This window comes from Pseudomonas sp. TNT2022 ID1044, from assembly GCF_028656895.1.
GTDB lineage: Bacteria > Pseudomonadota > Gammaproteobacteria > Pseudomonadales > Pseudomonadaceae > Aquipseudomonas > Aquipseudomonas reinekei.
The window spans coordinates 272,516-294,672 of sequence record NZ_JAMDHB010000004.1; the positions used below are offsets into that span (position 1 = coordinate 272,516).

25 protein-coding genes are annotated in these 22,157 nt (G+C 61.8%); 3 read left to right on the forward strand and 22 right to left on the reverse strand.

Going from position 1 to position 22,157, the window contains the following annotated elements; translation table 11 throughout:
• Nucleotides 1–16 precede the first annotated feature (16 nt).
• Genes M5G20_RS07485 through M5G20_RS07580 form a run of 20 tightly spaced genes read right to left on the reverse strand, consistent with a single transcriptional unit; the run spans nucleotide 17 to nucleotide 18,154 of the window.
• Nucleotides 17–1,243: a beta-ketoacyl-ACP synthase gene (locus M5G20_RS07485; protein WP_273918588.1), complete on the reverse strand. Its 1,227-nt coding sequence runs from the start codon at nucleotides 1,241–1,243 to the stop codon at nucleotides 17–19.
• Entirely contained in the window at nucleotides 1,243–1,971 is a 729-nt protein-coding gene (fabG, locus tag M5G20_RS07490; protein ID WP_273918589.1) for a 3-oxoacyl-ACP reductase FabG, read from the reverse strand. The genes M5G20_RS07485 and fabG overlap by 1 nt, the downstream gene beginning before the upstream one ends.
• Nucleotides 1,968–2,429, reverse strand: a complete 462-nt coding sequence (locus tag M5G20_RS07495; RefSeq protein WP_273918590.1) for a hotdog family protein — start codon at nucleotides 2,427–2,429, stop codon at nucleotides 1,968–1,970. Before M5G20_RS07495 ends, fabG begins: the two co-directional genes overlap by 4 nt.
• Nucleotides 2,426–3,622 (reverse strand): beta-ketoacyl-[acyl-carrier-protein] synthase family protein, encoded by a 1,197-nt coding sequence (locus M5G20_RS07500; RefSeq protein ID WP_273918591.1) that lies wholly within the window; start codon nucleotides 3,620–3,622, stop codon nucleotides 2,426–2,428. The genes M5G20_RS07495 and M5G20_RS07500 overlap by 4 nt, the downstream gene beginning before the upstream one ends.
• Nucleotides 3,619–4,149 (reverse strand): hypothetical protein, encoded by a 531-nt coding sequence (locus M5G20_RS07505; protein ID WP_273918592.1) that lies wholly within the window; start codon nucleotides 4,147–4,149, stop codon nucleotides 3,619–3,621. The genes M5G20_RS07500 and M5G20_RS07505 overlap by 4 nt, the downstream gene beginning before the upstream one ends.
• On the reverse strand, nucleotides 4,149–4,874 hold the full coding sequence (locus tag M5G20_RS07510) for a class I SAM-dependent methyltransferase (RefSeq protein ID WP_273918593.1): 726 nt from the start codon (nucleotides 4,872–4,874) through the stop codon (nucleotides 4,149–4,151). The genes M5G20_RS07505 and M5G20_RS07510 overlap by 1 nt, the downstream gene beginning before the upstream one ends.
• Nucleotides 4,871–6,118: an NAD(P)/FAD-dependent oxidoreductase gene (locus tag M5G20_RS07515; protein WP_273918594.1), complete on the reverse strand. Its 1,248-nt coding sequence runs from the start codon at nucleotides 6,116–6,118 to the stop codon at nucleotides 4,871–4,873. Before M5G20_RS07515 ends, M5G20_RS07510 begins: the two co-directional genes overlap by 4 nt.
• The gene (locus M5G20_RS07520) at nucleotides 6,105–7,265 is read right to left on the reverse strand and encodes a sodium:proton antiporter (protein WP_273918595.1); all 1,161 of its coding nucleotides are present in this window, start codon (nucleotides 7,263–7,265) and stop codon (nucleotides 6,105–6,107) included. Before M5G20_RS07520 ends, M5G20_RS07515 begins: the two co-directional genes overlap by 14 nt.
• Nucleotides 7,262–9,601 (reverse strand): MMPL family transporter, encoded by a 2,340-nt coding sequence (locus M5G20_RS07525; RefSeq protein WP_273918596.1) that lies wholly within the window; start codon nucleotides 9,599–9,601, stop codon nucleotides 7,262–7,264. Before M5G20_RS07525 ends, M5G20_RS07520 begins: the two co-directional genes overlap by 4 nt.
• Nucleotides 9,585–10,316, reverse strand: coding sequence for an outer membrane lipoprotein carrier protein LolA (locus M5G20_RS07530; RefSeq protein ID WP_273918597.1), 732 nt, complete (start codon nucleotides 10,314–10,316; stop codon nucleotides 9,585–9,587). The genes M5G20_RS07525 and M5G20_RS07530 overlap by 17 nt, the downstream gene beginning before the upstream one ends.
• The gene (locus M5G20_RS07535; RefSeq protein ID WP_273918598.1) at nucleotides 10,313–10,738 is read right to left on the reverse strand and encodes an acyl-CoA thioesterase; all 426 of its coding nucleotides are present in this window, start codon (nucleotides 10,736–10,738) and stop codon (nucleotides 10,313–10,315) included. The genes M5G20_RS07530 and M5G20_RS07535 overlap by 4 nt, the downstream gene beginning before the upstream one ends.
• The gene (locus M5G20_RS07540; protein ID WP_273918599.1) at nucleotides 10,731–12,275 is read right to left on the reverse strand and encodes an HAL/PAL/TAL family ammonia-lyase; all 1,545 of its coding nucleotides are present in this window, start codon (nucleotides 12,273–12,275) and stop codon (nucleotides 10,731–10,733) included. Before M5G20_RS07540 ends, M5G20_RS07535 begins: the two co-directional genes overlap by 8 nt.
• The gene (locus tag M5G20_RS07545; RefSeq protein WP_273918600.1) at nucleotides 12,256–13,197 is read right to left on the reverse strand and encodes an LpxL/LpxP family acyltransferase; all 942 of its coding nucleotides are present in this window, start codon (nucleotides 13,195–13,197) and stop codon (nucleotides 12,256–12,258) included. Before M5G20_RS07545 ends, M5G20_RS07540 begins: the two co-directional genes overlap by 20 nt.
• Nucleotides 13,194–13,928, reverse strand: a complete 735-nt coding sequence (locus M5G20_RS07550) for a glycosyltransferase family 2 protein (protein WP_273918601.1) — start codon at nucleotides 13,926–13,928, stop codon at nucleotides 13,194–13,196. Before M5G20_RS07550 ends, M5G20_RS07545 begins: the two co-directional genes overlap by 4 nt.
• A complete protein-coding gene (locus tag M5G20_RS07555) occupies nucleotides 13,921–15,600 on the reverse strand; it encodes an acyl-CoA synthetase family protein (protein ID WP_273918602.1) in 1,680 nt (559 codons plus the stop codon). The genes M5G20_RS07550 and M5G20_RS07555 overlap by 8 nt, the downstream gene beginning before the upstream one ends.
• Entirely contained in the window at nucleotides 15,597–16,142 is a 546-nt protein-coding gene (locus M5G20_RS07560; RefSeq protein WP_150735588.1) for a hypothetical protein, read from the reverse strand. The genes M5G20_RS07555 and M5G20_RS07560 overlap by 4 nt, the downstream gene beginning before the upstream one ends.
• Complete coding sequence (locus M5G20_RS07565) at nucleotides 16,139–16,393, reverse strand: acyl carrier protein (protein WP_007992314.1); 255 nt, start codon at nucleotides 16,391–16,393, stop codon at nucleotides 16,139–16,141. Before M5G20_RS07565 ends, M5G20_RS07560 begins: the two co-directional genes overlap by 4 nt.
• A 9-nt stretch (nucleotides 16,394–16,402) precedes the next feature.
• Nucleotides 16,403–16,663, reverse strand: a complete 261-nt coding sequence (locus M5G20_RS07570) for a phosphopantetheine-binding protein (RefSeq protein ID WP_273918603.1) — start codon at nucleotides 16,661–16,663, stop codon at nucleotides 16,403–16,405.
• Nucleotides 16,644–17,453 (reverse strand): lysophospholipid acyltransferase family protein, encoded by an 810-nt coding sequence (locus M5G20_RS07575; protein WP_273918604.1) that lies wholly within the window; start codon nucleotides 17,451–17,453, stop codon nucleotides 16,644–16,646. The genes M5G20_RS07570 and M5G20_RS07575 overlap by 20 nt, the downstream gene beginning before the upstream one ends.
• Complete coding sequence (locus M5G20_RS07580; RefSeq protein ID WP_273918605.1) at nucleotides 17,429–18,154, reverse strand: beta-ketoacyl synthase chain length factor; 726 nt, start codon at nucleotides 18,152–18,154, stop codon at nucleotides 17,429–17,431. The genes M5G20_RS07575 and M5G20_RS07580 overlap by 25 nt, the downstream gene beginning before the upstream one ends.
• Nucleotides 18,155–18,509: 355 nt before the next feature.
• On the opposite strand from M5G20_RS07580, the gene M5G20_RS07585 reads away from it, so the two are divergent.
• Nucleotides 18,510–19,280: a ParA family protein gene (locus tag M5G20_RS07585; RefSeq protein WP_273918606.1), complete on the forward strand. Its 771-nt coding sequence runs from the start codon at nucleotides 18,510–18,512 to the stop codon at nucleotides 19,278–19,280.
• A 42-nt stretch (nucleotides 19,281–19,322) separates the two neighbouring features.
• Here the strand turns inward: M5G20_RS07585 and trxC are convergent, their stop codons facing one another.
• Complete coding sequence (gene trxC, locus M5G20_RS07590; protein WP_273918607.1) at nucleotides 19,323–19,757, reverse strand: thioredoxin TrxC; 435 nt, start codon at nucleotides 19,755–19,757, stop codon at nucleotides 19,323–19,325.
• 195 nt (nucleotides 19,758–19,952) lie between these two features.
• Between trxC and M5G20_RS07595 the strand changes: the two genes are divergently transcribed.
• Both M5G20_RS07595 and M5G20_RS07600 read left to right on the forward strand, forming a co-directional pair.
• Complete coding sequence (locus M5G20_RS07595) at nucleotides 19,953–20,273, forward strand: type II toxin-antitoxin system HigB family toxin (RefSeq protein WP_273918608.1); 321 nt, start codon at nucleotides 19,953–19,955, stop codon at nucleotides 20,271–20,273.
• Nucleotides 20,270–20,671 carry a helix-turn-helix domain-containing protein gene (locus M5G20_RS07600; RefSeq protein WP_273918609.1) on the forward strand — a complete coding sequence of 134 codons (402 nt, stop codon included), beginning with the start codon at nucleotides 20,270–20,272 and terminating at the stop codon, nucleotides 20,669–20,671. Before M5G20_RS07595 ends, M5G20_RS07600 begins: the two co-directional genes overlap by 4 nt.
• A gap of 6 nt (nucleotides 20,672–20,677) precedes the next feature.
• Here the strand turns inward: M5G20_RS07600 and selO are convergent, their stop codons facing one another.
• Nucleotides 20,678–22,141 carry a protein adenylyltransferase SelO gene (selO, locus tag M5G20_RS07605; protein ID WP_273918610.1) on the reverse strand — a complete coding sequence of 488 codons (1,464 nt, stop codon included), beginning with the start codon at nucleotides 22,139–22,141 and terminating at the stop codon, nucleotides 20,678–20,680.
• Nucleotides 22,142–22,157 lie beyond the last annotated feature (16 nt).

Here is a 22,157-nt window from a genome sequence, read left to right on the forward strand (position 1 = left end):
ACCCGGAATCATTCGATCAGGACCAGCGGCGGAAAATCAACGAGGTGTTGACCCCGCCAAATGCAAAATTGTTATTCATCACGTACTGGTTACTCATCTGCCGAAACTCCCCACGCAGGTAATCGAGCTTGCCGCAGTGCGGGTCGATTTCGTCGAGGTTGAGGGTGTGGGCGTAAAGGTCGCGGTTCATCATTTCGATGCTGAACCAGGACTCCAGTGCACCGCAGGCGCCGAGAGTGTGGCCGAGGAAGCTTTTCTGCGAACTGATCGGCATGTGTTCGCCAAACAGGCTGCTGGTGGCCAGGGTTTCGGCGATGTCGCCCTGTTCGGTGGCGGTGCCGTGGCCGTTGACGTAACCGATGTCCGACGGTTGTAGCCCTGCGTCTTCCAGCGCGAGTTCCATGGCCCGGCGCATGGTGACTTGCTCCGGACGGGTGGTGTGCTGACCGTCGGCGTTGCTGCCGAAACCAACGATTTCGGCATGGATGCGTGCGCCACGCGCCAGCGCATGCTCCAGCTCTTCGAGCACCAGCATGCCGCCACCTTCACCGATCACCAGGCCGTCGCGGCCGCTGTCGTAAGGACGTGGCGACAGTTGCGGAGTGCCGTTTTTCAGGCTGGTGGCGTAGAGCGCGTCGAAAACCATGGCTTCGGTTGGGCACAGCTCTTCGGCGCCACCGGCGAGCATCAGCGGCAGGCGGCCGAACTTGATGGCCTCGTAGGCATAACCGATGCCCTGGCTACCGCTGGTGCAGGCGCTCGACGTCGGGATCAGCCGACCGGTGAGGCCGAAGAAAATGCTGATGTTCGCCGCCGTGGTGTGCGGCATCATCCGCACGTAGGAGTTGGCGTTCAGGCCCTCGGCCACCGAATTCAGCAGCATGTTGCCGAAAGCCTTGATCTCGTCGGTGCTGCCCGTGGATGAACCGCACGCGACGCCCATGCGTCCGTCCTTGATCGATTCGTCGCCGAGCAATCCGGCGTCGGTCAACGCCTGTTCCGCTGCACCCACCGCCAGCCGAGAAACGCGGCCCATGCTGCGCAGTTGCTTGCGGGTCCAGTGGCTCGGCACCTTGAAGTCATCGATGGGGCCGGCCAGACGGGTGTTGAGTTCGGTAAAACGATCCCACTCGTCCATCCTGCGGATGCCGCTGCGGTTGGCTGCGAAGTGGCCGGCGATGGTTTCCCAGTCGCTGCCCAGAGAAGTGATGCCGGCCATGCCGGTGACGACGACGCGCTTCATCAGCACAGGCCTCCATTGACGGCCAGAACCTGCCGGGTGATGTACGAGGCTTCCGCCGACATCAGGAAATTCACCGCGCCGGCCACCTCTTCAGGGGTGCCCATGCGTTGTGCGGGGATCATTTTCATCAGCTCTTCCACCGGCACGTTTTCATCGAGCATGGCTGTGTCGATCAGGCCGGGGGCGACACAGTTTACGGTGATTTTGCGCTTGCCCAGTTCAATCGCCAATGCCTTTGCCGCGCCAATCAGGCCGGCCTTGGACGCGCTGTAGTTGACCTGGCCCCGGTTGCCGATCAGCCCGGACACCGAGGTGATGCAGACAATCCGCCCGGCGGCGCGACGACGAATCATCGGCATCATCACCGGGTGCAGCACGTTATAGAAACCGTCGAGGTTGGTGCGCATTACGTCATCCCAATCATCCTCGCTCAGCGCCGGAAAAGCACCGTCACGGGTCAGGCCGGCGTTGAGCACCACGCCGTAATAAGCACCATGGGTTTCGACGTCGGCCTCAAGAGTCGCTTTGCAAGCGGCGCGGTCACCGACGTCGAATTGCAGGATACGCGCCTTGCGCCCCATGGCTTCGATGTCGGCTTGCACGGCCGTGGCCTCGGTCAGGCCGCTGCGGCAATGCAGCACGATGTCATGCCCGGCCTGGGCCAGGCGCAAGGCGATGGCGCGGCCGATACCACGGCTGGAACCGGTGACCAGTACGGATTCAGTCATGACTGGACTCCTGCGGATTCATGAAGATATTGAGCCGCCTGCGGCGGGCGATACACGTTCAGGCGCGCGGTGGCGTGAATGCCGGGCGCGTTGATGTGGCATTCGAACACGCCCATGCCGTTGTCGTCTTCCAGCGAGCGGATGCCGTGGATGGTCAACTCGGTGCCGGCCGGGAAACGTTCGACGTTGCACTCGAATTTACGGCTGCCGAGCAGAAAGCCCAAAGCCACCGCATCGCCACGTTGGCGTGCATGGCAGCCGGCGAAGGCCGCGACGCTCTGGGCCATCAGTTCGATGCCGACCCAGGCCGGCAAGCTGCCGTCGGGGAGGCTGAACAGGCCGTCGGGCTTGACGGTGAGGCGGGTGTGAATCTGCTCGTCATCGAACGCCAGGATCTGATCGATAAAGATCATGTCGCCAGCGTGGGGCAGCAGTTCGGCGAGCGGCCAGTCAATCATGGAGCGTCTCCGATAATCAGGCTGACGTTGTTGCCACCGAAGGCAAAGGAATTGCTCATCAGGTAGCGAGGTCCAGTGGACGCCAGTCGATCGGTTGGGGTCACCCATTTCAGTGGCGGTAACGCCGGGTCCGGTTGACCATCCCAGAGGTGGGGCGGCAAGGCGTGCTGTTGGTTGTCAGGGTGCAGGCTCAACCAGCAGAACGCTGCTTCCAGTGCCCCGGCGGCGCCGAGGGTATGTCCGGTCATGGGTTTGGTCGATGAGCAAGGGACACCTTGCGCAAACAGTGCGGTCACGGCCTGGCTTTCCATGGCGTCGTTATGCTGGGTCGCGGTGCCGTGCAGGTTCAGGTAGCCGATCTGCTCAGGTTGCAGCCTGGCCTGGTTCAAAGCCTTGCGCATCGCCTGTTGGGCACCCCGGCCGGACGGCTCCGGCGCGGAAATGTGGTGCGCATCGGAGCTGGCGCCGCTGCCCAGCAAGGCGATCGGTTGGCTGTCAGCGGACTGTTTGCTCATCAGGAACAGCACCGCCGCTTCGCCGATATTGATGCCCTTGCGGTTCACCGAAAACGGGTTGCAGCGTTCGCCGGACACCGCCTCCAGCGCGGAAAAACCGTTGAGGGTCAGCTTGCACAGCGTGTCGACGCCACCGCACAGCACCACATCGCACACCCCCAGATCGAGCAGGCGCCGGGCGCTCATCAACGCGCGGGCGCTGGAGGTGCACGCGGTGGAAATCACATAGGCGGGGCCGCTCAGTTGCAGCCACTCGGCGAGGAAATTTGCCGGTGCGCCGAGCTCCTGTTGCTGATAGTCATACGCGTCTGGAAAGCGCTGATCGCGGATGTAGTCGGCCAGCCCTTGACTGGCTTCGTCGATGCCCGACGTGCTGGTGCCCAGCACCACGCCGATCCGATGGCGGCCGTATGTCTGGATCGCGTGATCGATGTCCTGGCTAATTTGCAGGGCGGCTTCAAGCAGCAGTTGATTGTTGCGGCTGCGTTGCCGGCTCAGCTCGGCCGGGATCGCCGCCAGCTCGCCGCGCACCGAGCCCACCGGCAACGATCGCTCCGGCACCCAGCCGGCCTCGCTGCGCATGCCGGAGCAATCGCCGGCGAACAGGTTGCGGGCGACTTCCTTCTTGCCGCGCCCCAGCGAGCAGATCACCCCGAGGGCGTTCAGGTAGGCCGTCATGGCGTGTCACCGCTCAGGGGCGTGATTTTATAACTCGGGCCTTTGGGCAGGTTCAATTCGAAGCTCAACGGTTGTGAATAACGGACGTCCCAGCGCGCGGGCAGGGAGCGTTGCTTCCCGTGTTGCCAGGCGACGGGGTAGTTGGCCGACAGTTCATCCCGGGGCGTCAGCGCAAACAGCAAGGCAGCGAACAGCTCCCGGGCCTCCGGGTTGGGCGGTAGCAGTCCATCGGCACGCCACGCTCCGTCGACCAGTTTCTGGCGTGCCTGCGGAATGCCCAGCAGGTCCATCATCGACCAGCGAATGGCCGGGCCTTCATGCTGGATCACCAGCACCCAGTCCTGACGTTGGTCCGCTTGCAGACGCTGGATGTGCAATTGCAGTGGCAACGTCAGGCTTGGGGTTTGTTCGGGCAGCGGCGCCTGGCTGGCGCAGGCGCCGAGCAGCAGGGCTGCAGCTAACAACAGAAATCGCATGGCGACCATGAACCCTGGGGGAGAGTGTTTCAAGCGGCTGATGGTAAACATCACACAGCACCTTCCAACGGTTTGCGCGCCACCACATTGACCAGGGTTTCTTCCCGCTGGCCAAAGGGTTTCGGCTGGCGCAGGGCCAAGCGTTCAAACAGGCCGAAATCCTTGGCGCGGCTCCACCACAAGTACGGATAAGACACGTTTTGCGCACTGAACTGGAAACCTTGGTGGCGGATCATCTCCAGATACTGCGCGGCACTTTTTTGCACGTGCATCGGATGGCGGAACAGCCAGCGAATCACCCAGGTATCAATGTAAGCCTCGGTGGACTCGGCGAACAGCAGGTAACCCCCCGGCTTGAGCACGCGATAAAACTCGGCGAGGGCCTGCTCCTGCTCGACCAGATGATGGAACGTCTGGTGACAGAACAGCAGGTCGATGCTGGCGTCGGGCACGGTGAGGTTTGCGCAATCGTTGCCGATCAACTCCACCGTCATCCCTTGATTGACCGCTTCTTCGCGACTCTGTTTCAGGCTGTGCGGGTCGGCGTCCACGCCGATCAGACGTTCGGGCATGAAGGCTTGGTGCAGATAACGGAACGACTTGCCTTGACCGCAACCGGCGTCGAGCAACACCGAATGACTTGGCAACGGGTCGCTGAACAGGCTCCGCAGATCATTGATCGCCACGCGTAGCACGTGATGCTGCCAGGTGTGGCTGCGCAGGAACCACAGCCCGAAACGGGTCTCTTCGACGTAAGTGTTGCTCAGGTAGCTCATGTGGCATCCCTTGCACAGAGTTCCGACAGCATCCGTAGTCGGCGTTTGGGTTCGGTGACGAAGGGATTGCGTTCGTCCCAGGCATAACCGGCGAGGATCGAACTGATCATGCGGCGGATATCCGGAGCACCGCCGGGAAAATAAATCACGTCCTGGAAAGTCCCGGCGTACCAGCCCTCGACGTAGCAGCGGAACGTATCGACACCGCGCTTGAGCGGTTCGGCAAACTCGCGTTGCCAGTCGACCGTTTCACCTTGCAGCTGACGGTGCAGTACCCCGGCAGCCATGCTCGCCGAACGCATGGCGATGGTCACGCCGGAGGAAAACACCGGGTCGAGGAACTCCGCCGCATTACCCAGCAAGGCAAACCCTGGCCCGTGCAGGGTTTTGACGTTGGCCGAGTAGCCGCCGATGGTACGCGCTGGGGTATCCCAGACAGCATGGTTCAGCACCCCGGCCAGGCTCGGCGTTTCGGCGATGAAGCCACGCAGGCAATCGTCCAGATTGTCGGTGCGGCCTTCAAAATGTTCGGCGGCCGCGACCACGCCCACCGAGCAGCGTCCGTTACTGAACGGGATGGTCCAGAACCAGATGTCGCGCTGGGTCGGGTGAGTGGTGACGAGAATTTTTGTGCGGTCGAAATTCGGGTTGTCGATATGGTCTTCGACATGGGTGAACACGGCCTGGCGCACCGGGAAATTCGACGGTGCCTCAAGGTCGAGCAAGCGAGGCAGGACGCGACCATAACCGCTGGCATCGAGCATGAACCCGGCTTCGATGCGGTACTCGCTGCCGTCTTCACGCCTGACGCCGAGCAGCGGTTTGGCCTGATCGATCTCTACGCTGACGATGGTTTCGCCGTAGCGGATTTCTACGCCTTGCAGCGCGGCCTGATCGGCCAGCAGCTTGTCGAAGTCGGCGCGCTGGACCTGAAAAGTCGTCGGCTTGCCTTGGGTGAACGTGTCGCCGAAATCGAAGGTGCTGTAACGCTCGCCCCAGGCAAACGCCGCCCCGGTTTTCAGTTGGAAACCGGCCGCGTTGACCGCATCGAGCATGCCCGCTTCTTCGACGAAATCCAGGCAGTGGGACAGCAGGCTTTCACCGATGGAAAAACGGGGGAAATGCTGTCGCTCGATCACCAGCACGTCATGGCCTTTGCGCTTGAGCAGCGCGGCAGCGATGGCGCCGGAAGGGCCGGCCCCAATGACCACGATCGTGCGACGTTGCAATTCAACGGTTGACATGGGGGCTCCTTGCCGGGGCGGCAGCGTTAAGGGGAATCCGGTGCATGCCGGCGAGTGCCGGCAGCAGTGTCGCGATCAGGCCCATCAGCATCAACGCAAAGTAAAGCGCCGGGCTGATCAGCTGTTGTTGCAGCAGCAAGTTGAGAAAGACGATCTCGCTCAAGCCGCGAATGTTCAGCAGTACGCTTTCGCGCCAGCGGCTGGCGCCCTGGAACGAGGCGCCGGCCCAGCCGAGGCCGATCCAGTTGCCCAGCAGTTTGCTGGCAATCGGCAACAGCAGCAGCGCCGCCAGTTGCAGCCAGCCGAAGCCGTCCATCGCGCTGTGCACGTTGATCTGCACGATGCCGAACGTGAGGATCAGCGGAATGGCAATGTACGTCTGCAGACGGCTCATCCAGATCGCCGGCAGCGGCAGCACCAGCGGCGCCTTCAGCGCGGCCATGATGAGCACATAGCCGATGCCGAAGATCAGCGCATTGAGCCTGTAGTGCTCGGCCACCACCAACAGCGCAAAAAAGCCCAGGCTGTACAGCCACAACTGGCGCAGGCCGAGCAGCCGCAGCAGCAACGGCAGGCACGCGCCGGCCAAAGGCAGCAGCAGACTGCTCAGGTGCAGGCTGCCTTGGGCGATGGCGAACAGGGTCCAGCAGGCGAGGTCGATCAGGATCGCGGTCTGCACCAGGCGCCGGGTAGCGGCGGGCGGGTAATTGATGTGTCGCAGGTACAGGTACAGCACCGGGATCGCGGTAATGGCGAACAGCAGGCCGACCGCCAGCGAGCTGATCCATGGTTGCGGTGGTAACAGCGAAATGGCGGTGACGAGGCCGCAGACAAACGGAATGCAGAAACTCGGCAGGGCGATTTTCAGGCTCTGGCGGTCCAGTTGCAGGTCGATCACATCGCTGAGGATATAGCCCAGCAGCAGCGCGAAACTCAGGCTGTAGAGGTTCTTCAGCCAGGTCGGCGACACCAGCGCCGCGCCGCTCAGTTGCCAATGCGGCTCGATCCAGAAGTACATCAGCAGCGGCAGGCCAATGGTCGCGAGCAACAACTGGCTGACGATCGGAATCAGGCCGAAGTGGCGGCCGACCCGGGTCGCCACGGCGAACAGCGCCAGGGCCATTGCCCAGAACACAGCGATCATCATGCTGCGGGCTCCGTGACAGGCACGGCATGCACATGACGCCCGGCCCAAGGGGCGAGCAGGAAACTGAAGATCAGCCCCAGGCTCACCGACAAACCGAAATTGCTCACCGCCGGCGTACTCGACACCGCCAGCAGGCCGAACGACAGCCAGGTGGTCAACGCGGCCAGCAAAGTGCCCAGCAGGCTCACGGCGGCGCCGCCGACCTGTTCGCGCATGAGAATCGCGTAGTCGACGCTGATCGCCGTCACCAGCAGCAGGCCGAACAGGCTGAACAGCGTCAGCGGCTGCCCCAGCCAACCAAGGCTGGCCAGGCTGCACAGGGCGGCCAGCAGCGGCAGGGAAACAATGCGCAGCGCGCCACCGAAACCGAACGGCAGGACCAACACCAGCACGATCAGCACGCAAGAGGCGAGTTTCAGTTCGGCGGCGCTGATTTGCGTGGCCGCGAACACTATGTTCAATTCACCCAGACGATCCACCAGCACCACTCCCGATAAGTCCTCGGTCTGGACCTGCAGCAACATCGGATTGTTCACGCCTTGCAGGCTGACCATCGCCGCCACGCCGTCGTCGGTCGGTCCCAGCCACAACAAGCGATAAGGTTCCGCCAGGGGGCCGGCCAGTGCGGCGTCAATGTCTTCGACGGGCAGTGCTTGTAGCTGGGTCAGCTCCGCTTGCAGCGCCTCGACCGGCACGCCGACATCCAGCAGCGGCTGCCAGAACTGCGGCAGTTTGCCCAAGGCTTCGCGCACCTGTTGCTGGTCGCCGGGCTGGCTGACCAATTGGTCCAGCGACAGATAGCCCTGAAGCTTTTCCAGATTGACCAACTGATCCAGACGTTCGCTCAACGCACTCGAGCGTTCGAGTAGTTGCTCCTGGTTGGCAGCGCGCACCAGGAAGAACTGGCTGGTGGGCTGATGGCCGGTAATCCTGGCGATGGCTTGTGCTTCGTCAGTCAATTGTTGCGGGGTACCAACCCATTGGCGGATGTCGTTTTTCGTTTCCAGGCGCAGCAGGCCACCGACACAGAACGCGATCAGCAGCGCCAGCAATACCGGTGTACTCAGGTGTTTGAGCAGGTCTTCGCGACGCGCCAGCAAAAACGCGGAAACCCGTAGCGGCCATTGCGCCGGGCGCAGTTCCACACCCTTGAGCAGAGCCGGCAACAGGCACACGGCGCACAGATAAGCACCGAGCAGGCCGGCCGCTGAGAACAGCGCAATCTGGGTCAGCGCCGGGAACGGTGTCCAGGCCAGCGCCAGATAGCCGATGGCGCTGGTGATCAGGCTAAGGGTCAGGCCCGGCAAGGTCAGGCGCAGCGCCGGCCAGCTCTGCCAGGGTTTCAGGCTCCAGCTCTTGGACAGGTAGTGCAGCGGGTAATCGACCGCGACGCCGATCAGGCTCGAGCCCAGCACCAGAGTCATCACGTGCATATGACCGAACAGCGCCACGCAAGCCACTGCGCCGAACAGCATGCCCACCAGCACCGGGACAAACGCCAGCAAGACGCGCCAGCGGCGGAAGGCCAGAAGCAGTAGCAGCAAGATGCCGACGGTGGCCCCCCCGCCGACCCAGGTCATTTCACGGGACGCTTGTTTCTGACCACTGGCCGCATAGAGCAGACCGCTGGCGGCCAGCAATTGCACGTCGGACCTGGCCGCTTCTTCGCGACTGTGCTGGAGCAGGTCGGCCACTTGCAGCGGCAGGCTCATGTCGAAGGCGTTGCCGGTGGTTCGGGCGCGCAGCAAGACCCAGCTCTTGCCGTCGGCATCGGCAATCAACGCGCCGCTGCCGATATCCAGTTGCACCGCACCGTGTTGCGGCTGACTGTTCTGGATGCGCCCGGTCAGGCCCAGCCAGTCGTCCTGGCTTGGCACCAGACTGAAGCCGGTGAAGGGGTCGAACAACGCCTGCACCCGTTGTTGAATGAAGGCGTCGGGATGCTCGATCAATTGTTGTCGGTCGTCAGCGGACAGCATGGCCAATCGACCTTGCAGCAACTGCGTGCGCAGCGCCGGCAAGTCGGCTTGCAGGGTCCACTGGACCTTTTCGAACAGGCCGCTGGCTTGCCATTGATCGCCCAGTTTTTGCGCCATGGATATGGCCTGCTCGCGATTTTCATGGCCGACCAGTACCAGCATTTCGCGGTTCAGCGGTTCCTGCATGCGCTGTTCGGCACGCAGTTCCAGGGCATCGGGCGCAGTGCCCGGCACCAGCTCCATCAGGTTTGCCGACAGCGGCGCACCGTCACGCCATTGCCACCCGGCGAGTGCCAGCACGGCCAGCAGCAGAATCAGGAACAGCCATGGCAGCCTGCGTTCACTGGGCAAAGTCATGTTGCTCCGCGTCGCTCAACGGTTGCGCGCTGGTGCTGTCCTGCATGCGCAGCAGGGTGCTGTCGCCCTGGGTTTCCAGCAGTTCGATGCTGTGCACCAGTTCACCGCCGGCAATGTTGATCTGGTTGAATACCTGCTTGAGCAGCATCGAGCGCGGTAGCAGTGTCAGTTTCCAGCTCTGGGCATCGCCGCTCAGCGACAGTTCGAAATCCCGTTGCAGGCCGCTGCTGTCGCCTTGCAACACGGCGAGGAACAAGCGGTTCTGCTCGGCGCCAGCGCTCTTGCCCGGTAGCATCTGCCAGCCGTTGGCGTCGCGTCGGGCAATGCCTTGGGCGGTGATGCGGTAATCCTGTTGCAACGGGGTTTTCAGTAGCCACAGCAAGCCGTGGTTTTTTGCCAGGACGAAGGTGCCTTTGCTGGTCAGTGGCTGGGGCAGGGCACGCAGGTGCTTTTCCTGGACGAAGTTGCCGTGGACGACGTCGGGTTTGGCCAGTTGATCGCTGAGCTGTTGCAGGTCGAAGGCGTGGGCCAGCCCCGACAAACCGAGCAGTACCAGCGCAGCAAGGCATTGGAACACCGACGAATGTGGCGAGCGAGCTTGCTCGCGCTGGGCCGCGAAGCGGCCCCAAAACGGAAGTGGTGAGTGCTGCGCACTCAAGCGCGAGCAAGCTCGCTCGCCACGGGGAATTTGGCGAATGTCGATTCCTGTGGTCATGTCAGCATCCTTTCGACAGCATCGGTGAACACCTTCGGCGAAGCCAGCAGCATCTCGCGGTTGCTCATGTCGACCGCGACCTGCACGGACACCGCGCGGGTCAGGCGTTCGCCGGTTTGCGCATCGCTGATCAGGTAGTTGATCTTCAGCCGGTTCTCCCACTCCACCAGATTGGCGCGCACGTTGAGTTTCTGACCGAACACCGCACCGCGGACATAGCGCAATTGCAGGTCGATCACCGGCCACGCGTATCCCGACTCGCACATGGCGTTGTAGTTGTGGCCGATCCTGTCCAGCAGCGCGCAGCGGGCGACCTCCAGGTATTTGACGTAATGGCCGTGCCAGACGACGTTCATGCTGTCGACGTCAAAGAACGGCACGAGGATTTCCGTATCGGTGTGCAGCACTCCCTTGCTACGCATGCAGCCTCCAGTGTTGTTCGGCGATACGTTTCAGGCACAGGCGCAATTCGCCTTCCAGCGCGCGGTCTTCGATGACTGGCGGGAAGTCTTTACCCAACGCTTCATGCATGGCCGCGAGCGCTGGCGGCAGCGGTCGCGCATCCTCGGCCTGGCCGCGCAGCCATACCCCTTGATTGGCGGCGAGCAGCGTGGCGGCGGCGACCTGCTCGGTCAGTTCCAAAACACGGATCGCATCGCGGGCGGCGATGGTGCCCATGCTCACCTTGTCCTGGTTGTGGCACTCGGTGGAGCGCGAGAACACGCTGGCCGGCATGGTGTTTTTCAGCGCTTCGGCGGTCCAGGCACTGGTGCCGATCTGCACGGCCTTGAAGCCATGGTTGAGCATCGCGCGGTCGGCCGTGGCACCGGACAGGTTGCTCGGCAAGCCGTGGTTGTAACGCTCATCCACCAGCAGGGCGAGTTGCCGGTCCAGCAGGTCGGCGACGTTGGCCACGAGGTTTTTCAAGCTGTCCATGGCGAACGCGATGTGCCCGCCATAGAAATGACCACCGTGCAAAACGCGTTCGGCTTCGGCATCGATGATCGGGTTGTCGTTGGCGCTGTTGAGTTCGATCTCGATGAACGAACGCAGCCAGTTCAGGCTGTCGGCCAGCACGCCGAGGACGTGGGGCGCGCAACGCAGGGAGTAACGGTCTTGCAGGCGATGCAGCGGCGCGGTTGGCGCGTCGATCGCCAGATCCTTGCGCAGCCATGCGGCGACCTGCATTTGCCCCGGATGCGGCTTGGCCGCGAACAGGCGCTCGTCGAAATGCTCCGGGTTGCCTTGCAGGGCGACCACGTTCAACGCGGTGATGCGCGTGGCCAGTTGCAGCAGGTAATCGGCGCGGGCGAAGGCCAGACAGGCGAGGCCCGTCATCACCGCGGTGCCGTTCATCAACGCCAGGGCTTCTTTCGGACGCAGCACCAACGGCTGCCAGCCGAGTTCGCGATGCACGTCGGCGGCCTGCCGGCGTTCGCCTCGGAACATCACTTCGCGTTCGCCGGACAACGTGGCAGCGACATAGGACAGCGGCGTCAAATCACCGCTGGCGCCGACCGAGCCTTCTTCCGGAATCAGCGGCAGGATGTCGTGCTCAAGGAAGGCTTGCAGGCGTTCCAGCAGCTCAACGCGCACTCCGGATACGCCGTGGCACAGCGACTGCAACCGCGCCGCGAGCACCGCACGGGTGGCTTGAGCGTCGAGCAGTTTGCCCAGCCCGCAGCCATGGAAGGTGTACAGGTGCTGCGGCAACGCTTCGACGTGATGCAGCGGCACCGCCACCACGCAGGAATCGCCGTAACCGGTGGTCACACCGTAGATCACGCCTTCCTTGTCCAGCAGGGAGTCGAGGAAGCGCGCGCCCTTGGCGATGCGCTCGCGGTACGCAGGATCGCTCTGCAACTGCGTCGGTGCCTGGCGGTTGGCCAGGGCCAGCACGTCTTCGATGCGCAATGGGAGTTCGCCGAAGGTTACCGGCTCAAGCGTTGGCGTCGTCATCGGTCTTCCAGAAAGGGAAAAAGTTGAACCATTGTTGAGGCGCATCGAGGCAATAGTGACTCAGGCGCTCGGCGTAGCGGGAGGCCCACTGATGAATGACCTGCTCGCGATCAGTGCGTTTCCAGATGATCGAATCGGCGAACGGTTCAATGGTCAGGCGATAATCACCGTCGGGTTTCTTCAGGCACAGCAACAGGTTGACCGGGCATTTCAACAAACCGGCCAACAACCAGGGCCCTTGCGGAAACCTGGCCGGGTGACCGAGGAAATCCACCGTCACGCTGCGTCCGCCATGCAACGGTACGCGATCGCCGGCAATCGCCAGCCACTCGCCGCGCTCCAGGCGTTCGTGCAGTTGCAGCATGATCACCGGATCCAGTTCGCTGACCTGGATCAGGCGCAGATTGGTCGCGCCGGCTTCGCCCAGCAAGCGGTTGAACTGCTCGGCGTGTTTGGTGTGCACCAGCACGTTCATCGTCACTTTCTCGCCGATCTCGGCCAGTGCGCGGCAGACTTCGAGATTGCCCAGGTGCGCCCCGACCAGCATCTGTCCGCGTGTACCGCGCAGCTGATTACGCAGCAGCGCCGGGTCGATGATTTCGATCTGCTCGATGCTCAATTTACCGTTCCACACGTCGAGTTTGTCGAGCATGGAATCGGCGAACGCCATGAACTGACCGAACACTCGCCAATGGGTCGGGCGCAATTCGCGGCGACCGCTCCAGTCGGCCAGGCGTTGCTGGTATTGCCAGGCGCTGTGGCGGGCGCTGCGGCCAAACAGGAAAAAATACAGGACGATGCCGTACAGCAACGGGCTTAGCAGTCGACGGCCAAGCACTTTGGCGGCGAGCGCGGTGAATTTCATCAGCCAGAAACTGCCGCGCTCTTCGCGATCGGCCCAGTGTTGTTTGTCGGTGCTCATGCTCGCCACCGTCGCCAGAGGATCACGGGCGAGCGCAACAACATGCCGAAGAACAACCGGGTGTGCATGCTCGTAATCAGTACGTTGTCGTGGAACATGCGGAAATGCGAAACGCCGTCCAGCGGGTAATGGACTCGGGTTTGCAGCCATTTCATCGGCTGATTGCGCCAGGCCAGGCGCACCAGAATGTCGGAGTCGAAATCCATGCGCTTGCCGATTTTCGCGGTGTCGATCAGCGCCAGGACCGGTGGCAACGGGTAGACACGGAAGCCGCACATGGAGTCGCGGATCTGCAGCGACAGGGTGTTGATCCAGACCATGACGTGGGTCAGGTAGCGGGCGTACAAGCGGCCCTTGGGCACGCTGTCATCGTATTGCGGATAGCCGCAGATCACCGCATGCGGATGGGTGCGTGACAGCTCGATAAAACGTTGTACGTCTTGCAAGTCATGCTGGCCGTCGGCGTCCACCTGCATGGCATGGCTGAAGCCCAGGCGCGATGCTTCACGCAAGCCGGTCATCACCGCGCCGCCCTTGCCCTGATTGGCCGCGAGGCGGATCAGGTAGACCATTTCCCGTTGGGCCAGTCGATCAAGCACCCGGGCGCAGGCCGGGCTGCTGGCATCGTCCACCAGAATGCACGGCAGATTGCTGGCAATCAGCGCATCGACCACGGCGGTGATTGCGCTTTCATGGTTGTAGACCGGGATGATTGCGCAGGGGCTATGCATGCACCGCCTCCAGCAAAATGCGCCCGCTGGAGCAGGTCGCGGTTTCGTTGCGATAGGCGAAATACAGCTTGCTGCGCACCGGGTCGAAACGCAGGTGCAACTGGACTTCATCCCCCGGGCGCACCAGTTGCTGAAACTTCAGTACCTCCATGCCGGCGAACGTTGCCGGCAGGTTCATCAAGTGCTGGCCCAGGTTCAGCGCCCATTCGACCTGCACTACGCCAGGCAGTACCGGCGCCGTGGGGAAGTGGCCGCTGAAATAGGCAAGATCCGGCGGCACGGCCAGTTGCAGGCTCCACTCGCCCTCGGTTTCGGACTGTTCCAATACTTCCGGTGCCTTGGGGCGTGGTGCCAGCAGCAGGGCTTCGACTGTGGTCTGGGGCAGTTTGCCTTGGCTGTTCAACGGCATTTGCCGCAACAAGCGCCAGCGTCGTGGCAGGGCCAGCGCTTCGCAATGCTCGCTCAAGTGATGGCGCAACTGCTCGGTGAGCGTGCGTCGACCTTGATTGCGCAGGGCATGCAGGCCCGCCTCTGTCAGAACCAGCAGTGCCCCCAGCGACGCGCGGTTTTCCTGGACGACGCCAAGGCGCGCTTCGGCCACCCAGGCGTGGGTCATCAGCGCTTGCTCCAGCATCGGCAGCGAGATGCGTTTTTCTTCCAGTTTAACGATCCGGTCCAGCCGTCCCAGTAGCTCGAAACGGCCGTCAGCGGCGATTCGCGCGGCATCGGCGGTCTGTTCGATATGGCCGGCGGGCAAGTATGGCGAGGCGATGAGCAGTGCGCCGTCGTCGTCCTGGCTGAGCTTGATGCCGGCAAACGGCTGCCAGGGTGCATGCCCTTGTCGCCAGGCAATGCCGCCGGTTTCCGAGCTGCCGAAAATCTCGGTCGGCCATTGATGCAGGCGTTGTTGCAGGCTTTGCGCGGCCTCGGCCGGTAACGCACCGCCAGAAGAAAATACCCGGCGCACTGCGCTCAGGGCCGGCCAGTCGAGGTTGTCGCCCATGCGCTTGAGCAGCGCCGGGCTGGCGACCCAGGCAAACGCCGGATGCTCGCGACTGGCGCGTTGCAGGTCTTCGGGAAAGGCCAGTTGCCTGCGCATGAACGGACGCCCGGCGCACAACGGCCAGAGCACCCGGAACAGCAGGCCATAGATGTGTTGGGTGGCAACGCTGCCGATGATGCATGCCGGACCGAGATCGGCACCCCACAGCTGTTCCAGGGCTTCGACCTCGTTGGCCAGTTGCCGCAGGCTTTTTTCGATGCGCTTGGGCTCGCCACTGGAGCCGGACGTACACAGGCTCAGCCGGCATTGATCCAAATCCAGCGAGGCGGGACTGAGCGGCGAATGCCGATAATCGCTGATGTGCGCATCGTCGGGCTGATCGGTCAGCCACAGGTCCACCTCGTTCGACCAGCGCTGGCGCGTTTGCGCTTGCAGGTCGGCCGGCAATAACACGCTGGCCCCGGCACGCCAGGCGCCCAGCAGGGCAATCGCCAGATCGGCGGCGTCTTCAAGGTGCACGGCAATGCGCTGCACGCCCAGGGCTTGCAGGCCGGCGGCCAGGTTCAGGGCCTGTGCGCACAGGTGTGCGTGATCGAGCGACGGCTCGGCCGTGACGGCACGCTCCGGCTCGGCCTTGAGCAGCAACTGCTCAAGTTTTATCCAATTCATGGGTGGCCTCGTACCCGTTGTCGTATCAGCCATTCAATGGCAAACATCAGGCCTATCAATCCGTAGGAAATCAGGCCGGTGTACAACATCCACCAGCTCAGCGGCGCCCACAGCGTCAGGGCGGCGGCGCACAAACCGTTGCAAAGAAAAAACACACTCCAGGCGATCGTCACCTGGCGGGTATAGCGAATAGCCTTGGCGGGCAGGTACGGTTCGCGCAAGCGGGCCAGGCGTTCGACCATTGGTGGCCCGTACTTCAGACTCAAGCCGAACAGCGCCAGCATGAAAGCGCTGATCAACACCGGATACCAGCGCAGCAGCGCCGGGCTGTCGAACAGCGCAAGCAACAGGCAAAACCCGATGGCTGCCGCCGCCATCCATTGGCTGCCGGGCTTGTGTCGGCCGGTCAACGCGCGAGCCAGCCACAGGCTGCCCAGCAGCAGCCCGAACTGCCACGGCGCGAAGTGCTCCATGCCGAAATACACCGCAAAGGGGTACAGCAAGCCTGCCAGCAGCAGGCCAAGGCCGATCAGTCGGCTCATGCGGCCGGTTGAACCAGACGGTAGACCGCCTCGACGACGTCGCTGACGGTACGTACCGACTTGAATTCTTCGGCGGCGATTTTCTTGCCGGTCTGACGTTTGATGTGGTCGATCAGGTCGACCGCGTCGATGCTGTCGATTTCCAGATCCTGATACAGATTGGATTCGAGGCTGACGCGCTCGGGGTCCAGTTCAAACAGCTCGACCAAGGCATCGCGCAGGGTGTTGAAAATGTCGTCACGAGTTTGCATGGTCCGGTCTCAAGCTGCCTGTTTTGCGGTGACGAACGCTGCAAGGCTCGCCACGTTGCTGAAGTGATTACGCGTGTCCTTGGCGTCGGCATCGATTTTGATGCCGTACTTTTTCTGGATGGCCAGGCCGAGTTCCAGGGCATCTACGGAGTCCAGGCCCAGGCCTTCGCCGAAGAGCGTCTGGTCATCGCCGATGTCGTCGGCACTGATGTCTTCGAGGCCGAGGGCGTCGATGATCAGTATTTTGATATCACGGTGCAGATCGCTCATCTTCGGCGAGCTCCTTAATAAAGTAAGAATGTAGATAATCGTTGAGCTTGCGCGAGGCCTGAGGGGCCGCGCCCATTGCGGCGAAGGCCTGTGGGTCTATATCGGCCCCGACGCGGAAACTGAAGTGCACGCGACGCTTTGGGATCCGATACCAGGGCTCCGCCTTGGTCAAAGTGGTCGGGGTGACCTTGATCACCACGGGGGTGAGGATTTTCGCACCCCGCAGGGCAATTGCCGCTCCCCCCCGATGAAAGGCTGGCGCCTGACCCGGCTGGGTGCGGGTGCCTTCGGGAAAGATGATCAGGGTTTGCCCTTCTTTCAAGGCGTCGGCGGCGGCATCGAGCATGTCCATGCTGCCGTCGTTGCTGATGTAATCGGTGCGGCGCAGCGGGCCGCGGGTGAAGGGGTTTTCCCAGAGGCTTTGCTTGACTACGCAGTTGGTGTGGCGCACCAGGCCGATCAGGAATACCACGTCGATCAACGAGGGATGATTGGCGATGATCATCTGCCCCGGACGCCCGAGTTTCTCCGCGCCCTGAATGTCATAAGTCAGCACGCCGGCGCGGGCCATGAACTGCACGAAAAACCAGAAGCAGCGGCTGACCATGCGCCTTGCGCGCAGCCGGTGGGTGCGGGCATCGCCCGGCAGGCAGCCGAGCACCGGGAAAACGACCAGGCGCAGGCACAGCCCGCCCAGTCCGAACAGGGTGAAGCTTGCAGCCGTGGCCAGCAGGCGCCAGTAGTAGGCGTCGCGGTTTTTCTCGGTCATGGGTTGCGTTGCCACGTCCATACGCGATTTTTCCAGGCATGTTGGCAGGTGGTTTGCTCACCCAACAGCGCACGCAACAGATTCAGTGCATGGGGCCAGCCAGCTTTGGACAACGCTTGCGGTGGGCTGTTCAGGGACAGCTGCCAGTCATTGCCAGGCGTGATCAGCAGGCCGAGGGCGTACGGAAACGGCACGTCATCGATCCACGTCGAATAGGCTTCGGGCGGCTGCTCTTCGGTCACCACCACCAACACGGCCGGCACACCTTCGTTCAGCAATGCCGCGGCCTCCAGCATGCCGTTCTCCAGTCCGTCGCCGGCTGCGGCAAGGGCGGTCATCTCGCTGGTTTCACCGCGCATGATCGACCACAGACCGATGATCGCGTTGTGCACCGACAGGCTGAATTGGGTCGGGGATAGCGGCTGTTCAGTGGCCAGCTCGCTGAGAATGTCGAAAGTGCGCGGGGTTTCGCCATGACGGGAAACAAAGACCAGCGGCAAGTCCTGGCGACCTTCGGCCAGGGGCCAGCCGACGCTGAACGCCATTCGCGCCAGCCGGCTGAGGCGCCGACGCTGCATGGCCGGCAGAAACGAGACGTCCGGGGCCGCATCGCTGCCCGGAAGCACGACCGGTCGTCGGCTCCAGGCCTGCCAGTCGTCCACGCTTTCGAGCCCCGGGGCCCACGCGCGCCACTGGGCGATGTTGAAATTGATCACAGACATTCATCCCGCCCCTGAGGGCTTTCTTGACGCGCTGAGTGGCGCAAAGGCACGGCACACCCTACGTGGCGCCTGGCGCCGAGTGGTGCGCATTATCCCGGTGCGACGAACGTGTAGCAAATGCTGGTTACATTTTGCTCAGTGAGATGTACCGGTTAGTTCGCGAAATCTGAACATTGGGTATTTATTCACATTTTCATAAGCCCCGTCTGTCGGCTCTGGCTTCGTTTGGCCCGGAGTTTTGCCGGTTTTTCAGCAAGAGATGACGACTGACTGTGTAGTCCCTCGCCTGCGAGGTAGCTAAGCAACGCCATCGACCACTACACTCGATCATTCTTTGATACACGGAGGTTTTGACATGCGGCGCGTGGTGTTCAATCAGAAAGGTGGCGTAGGCAAATCCAGCATTGCCTGCAATTTGGCGGCGGTCAGCGCCAGCGAGGGTTTTCGTACCCTGTTGGTGGATCTCGATGCCCAGGCCAACTCCACTCAATACCTGACGGGGCTCACCGGCAACGACATTCCGATGGGGATTGCCGATTTTTTCAAGCAGACCCTGTCTTCCGGGCCGTTCTCCAAGAAGAACCAGGTCGATATTTACGAAACCCCGTTCGATAACCTCCACGTTGTCACTGCCACGGCTGAACTGGCCGACCTGCAGCCCAAGCTTGAGGCCAAGCACAAGATCAACAAGCTCAGAAAGTTGCTTGAAGAGCTGAGCGAAGACTATGACCGGATTTACCTCGATACCCCGCCCGCACTCAACTTTTATGCGGTTTCAGCGCTGATCGCCGCTGATCGGGTGCTGATTCCCTTCGATTGCGACAGCTTCTCACGTCAGGCGCTGTACGGCCTGTTGGTGGAAATCGAAGAGTTGAAGGAAGACCATAACGAGGGTCTTGAAGTGGAAGGCATTGTCGTCAACCAGTTCCAGGCCCGGGCCAGTCTGCCGCAGCAAATCCTTGATGAACTGATCGCCGAAGGCCTGCCAGTGTTGCCGGTGTACCTGGCCAGTTCGGTGCGCATGCGCGAATCCCACCAAGCCAACACGCCGCTGATCCATCTCGACCCGCGGCACAAGTTGACGCAGCAGTTTGTTGAGTTGCATAACCTGCTGGAAAACGCCTGAAAAAACTGTGGGAGCTTGCTCCCACGGGGTTCAAGGTTGCTGTCAAATCCCCTGGCTGCGTAACCAACTCATCAACTGCGGTAACGGGAAGGCCCCGCTCTGGCGGGCGACTTCCCGACCGTTCTTGAACAGAATCAGGCTCGGAATCGAGCGAATCCCCAACTGAGCCGACAATTGCTGATTAGCCTCACTGTCCAGCTTGGCTAGCCGGCATTTGCCGGCCAATTGCGCAGCGGCCTGTTCAAACACCGGCGCAAACGACTTGCACGGCCCACACCAGTCCGCCCACACGTCCACCAGCAACGGCAGATCGCCCTTGATCTGGCTGGCGTAGTCGCCCTGTTTCAATTCGAAAGGCTTGTTCAGCAGGACTTCGGCCTTGCAGCGCCCGCATTTTGGCTGGTCGCCCAGGCGCTCGGCGGGGATGCGGTTGAGGCCGTTGCAGTGGGGGCAGGGAATCAGAAGTGGGTCAGACATTTAGGTGGTCCTGTGAAGAATCCGGTTACCTCTATTTGGAGACGTCTGCTGACATTTTCAATCGAGCAGGGAGCGGCGATAAAACTAGGCTGAGTCGTACTCAGTCAGGCCACTGGTCTTGTCGTGAGTATCGCATCTTGCGATATATTGTATTTGTGATTAACTCCCCATAGCAGAATGCGATAAGGATGTTGCATGCATGTCATCACCGAAAAACGAATACGTGAAGCTGCAACCAAATGGCCAAGGGCAGCTACTGCATTGGATCATTGGATCATTGGATCATTGGATCATTGGTATCAATTGGTCAAAGGAAGCAAGCCATCGGATTTTGCGGCGATGAGGGCCTCATTTCCTGCCGTAGACAAGGTGGGTGAGTTTCATGTTTTTGATATCGGTGGCAACAAGCTGCGGCTGATCGCTTTCGTGAGGTATCGATCGCAAAAGCTATATATCAAGCATGTGCTGGATCACCGCGAATATGACCGCGGTAAATGGAAGGAGGAAAGAGTATGAGTGTCCTGATCAAAAGAGCTGCCGAGCATTGGGAGTTCGTCTCGCCGTTGCTTCGAAAACCGAAAAACGAAGACGACTATGATGCGCTGGCGCAGGCGCTGGACGAGTTGCTCGAGATGACCGGCGATGATGAGTCTCATCCGCTTATGAGCTTGGTAGATATCATCGGTGACTGGATTGAGGAATGGGATCACAAGCATCACCCTATGCCGAAGGCCAGTGGGGTCGATGTTCTTGGCTACTTGATGCGCGAACACGGCCTGACCCAGAGCGACCTTCCCGGTGTTGGTACTCAATCGGTTGTTTCGGAAATCCTGAGTGGCAAGCGTCAGCTCAACCTGCGGCAGATCCGCTGGTTGGCCGAGCGCTTTGGTGTGTCGGTGGAAACCTTCATATGACCGGCTTCACGACGAACAACTGATCTCCAGATGCTTGCCCCATTCCGGCGGCCGCTCGGCGTAGCGTTCCATCCCCGGTTGTTCTTCGAACGGCTTGCTCAGTACGGCATGCAGGCGACGCACTTCTGAGTAGTCGCCGTTCTCTGCCGCATCGATGGCTTTTTGCGCCAGATAGTTGCGCAGGATGTACAGCGGATTGACCGCGTGCATCCGCTCGCGACGTTGCTCCTGGTTCAGCTCGCCTTCACGGGCGACCCGGGCCACGTAGAGCTCGCCCCACGCATCGAAGCCCTTGATGTCGACGAAGTCGTCGCGCAAGCGAGCGACGGCCGCGCAGGGCGACTCCTCGCCCAGTCGGCGGAAGAACAGGCTGTAATCGACGCCGCTGTTTTGCATCAGTTGCAGCAGGTGTTCCAGCAGTTTCTGGTCGTCTTCTTCAGCGGTGGTCAGGCCGAGGCGGCGGCGCATCAGGTCCAGGTAATGGGCCTGGAACAGCGGCAAATACAGCCCGAGGGTTTCGCGCAGGGCTTCGACGCTGATGAACGGCGTCAGGGCCTGGGCCAGGGCGCTGAGGTTCCACTGGCCGATCGGCACCTGGTTGCTGAAGGAATAGCGGCCCTGGTCATCGGAGTGGTTGCAGATGAAGTTGGCGTCGAAGTCGTCCAGGAAGGCGAATGGGCCAAAGTCGAAGGTGATGCCGAGGATCGACATGTTGTCGGTGTTCATCACGCCGTGGCAGAAACCATAGGCTTGCCACTTGGCGATCAGTTCGGCATTGCGCTCGACGATCTCGCGGAACATCGCCAGGTAGGGCTCGGGTTGCTCCAGGCATTCCGGGAAATGCATGGTCAGCACGTGTTCGCCGAGTTCTTTCTGCTTTTCGGGGCGTTTGGTGTAGTAGAAATATTCGAAGTGCCCGAAGCGCACGTGGCTCGGTGCCAGGCGCAGGACCATGGCGGCGCGTTCCTGTTTTTCGCGCCAGACCGGTGTATCCGAGCCGATCACGCACAATGCCCGCGTCGTCGGAATGTTCAGCGCGTGCAGGGCTTCAGAGGCGAGGAACTCGCGGATCGAAGAGCGCAGCACCGCGCGGCCATCGCCCATGCGTGAAAACGGTGTCTGGCCGGCACCCTTGAGGTGCAGGTCCCAGTGCTCGCCGGCCTCGTTGTACACCTCGCCCAGCAACAGGCCACGGCCGTCGCCCAGTTGCGGGTTGTATGAACCGAACTGATGCCCGGAATAGACCATCGCCCGAGGAACCGCGTCGGCCCACAGCTTGTGGCCGCTGAACAGCTCGGCGAACTCCGGGGTTTCGGCCACGGCCGGGTCGAGGTCCAGCAGCGCCATGGCGGCAGGACTGGCGACTACGAGGCGCGGGTTGTCGATGGGCTCGGGCAGCACGTGGGCGGAAAACGTATCGCCCAGGCGGTCGAAGCGATTATCGAAGGTCAGTTCGTCGAGGGCTTTCAAGGGCCAACTCCAGCAG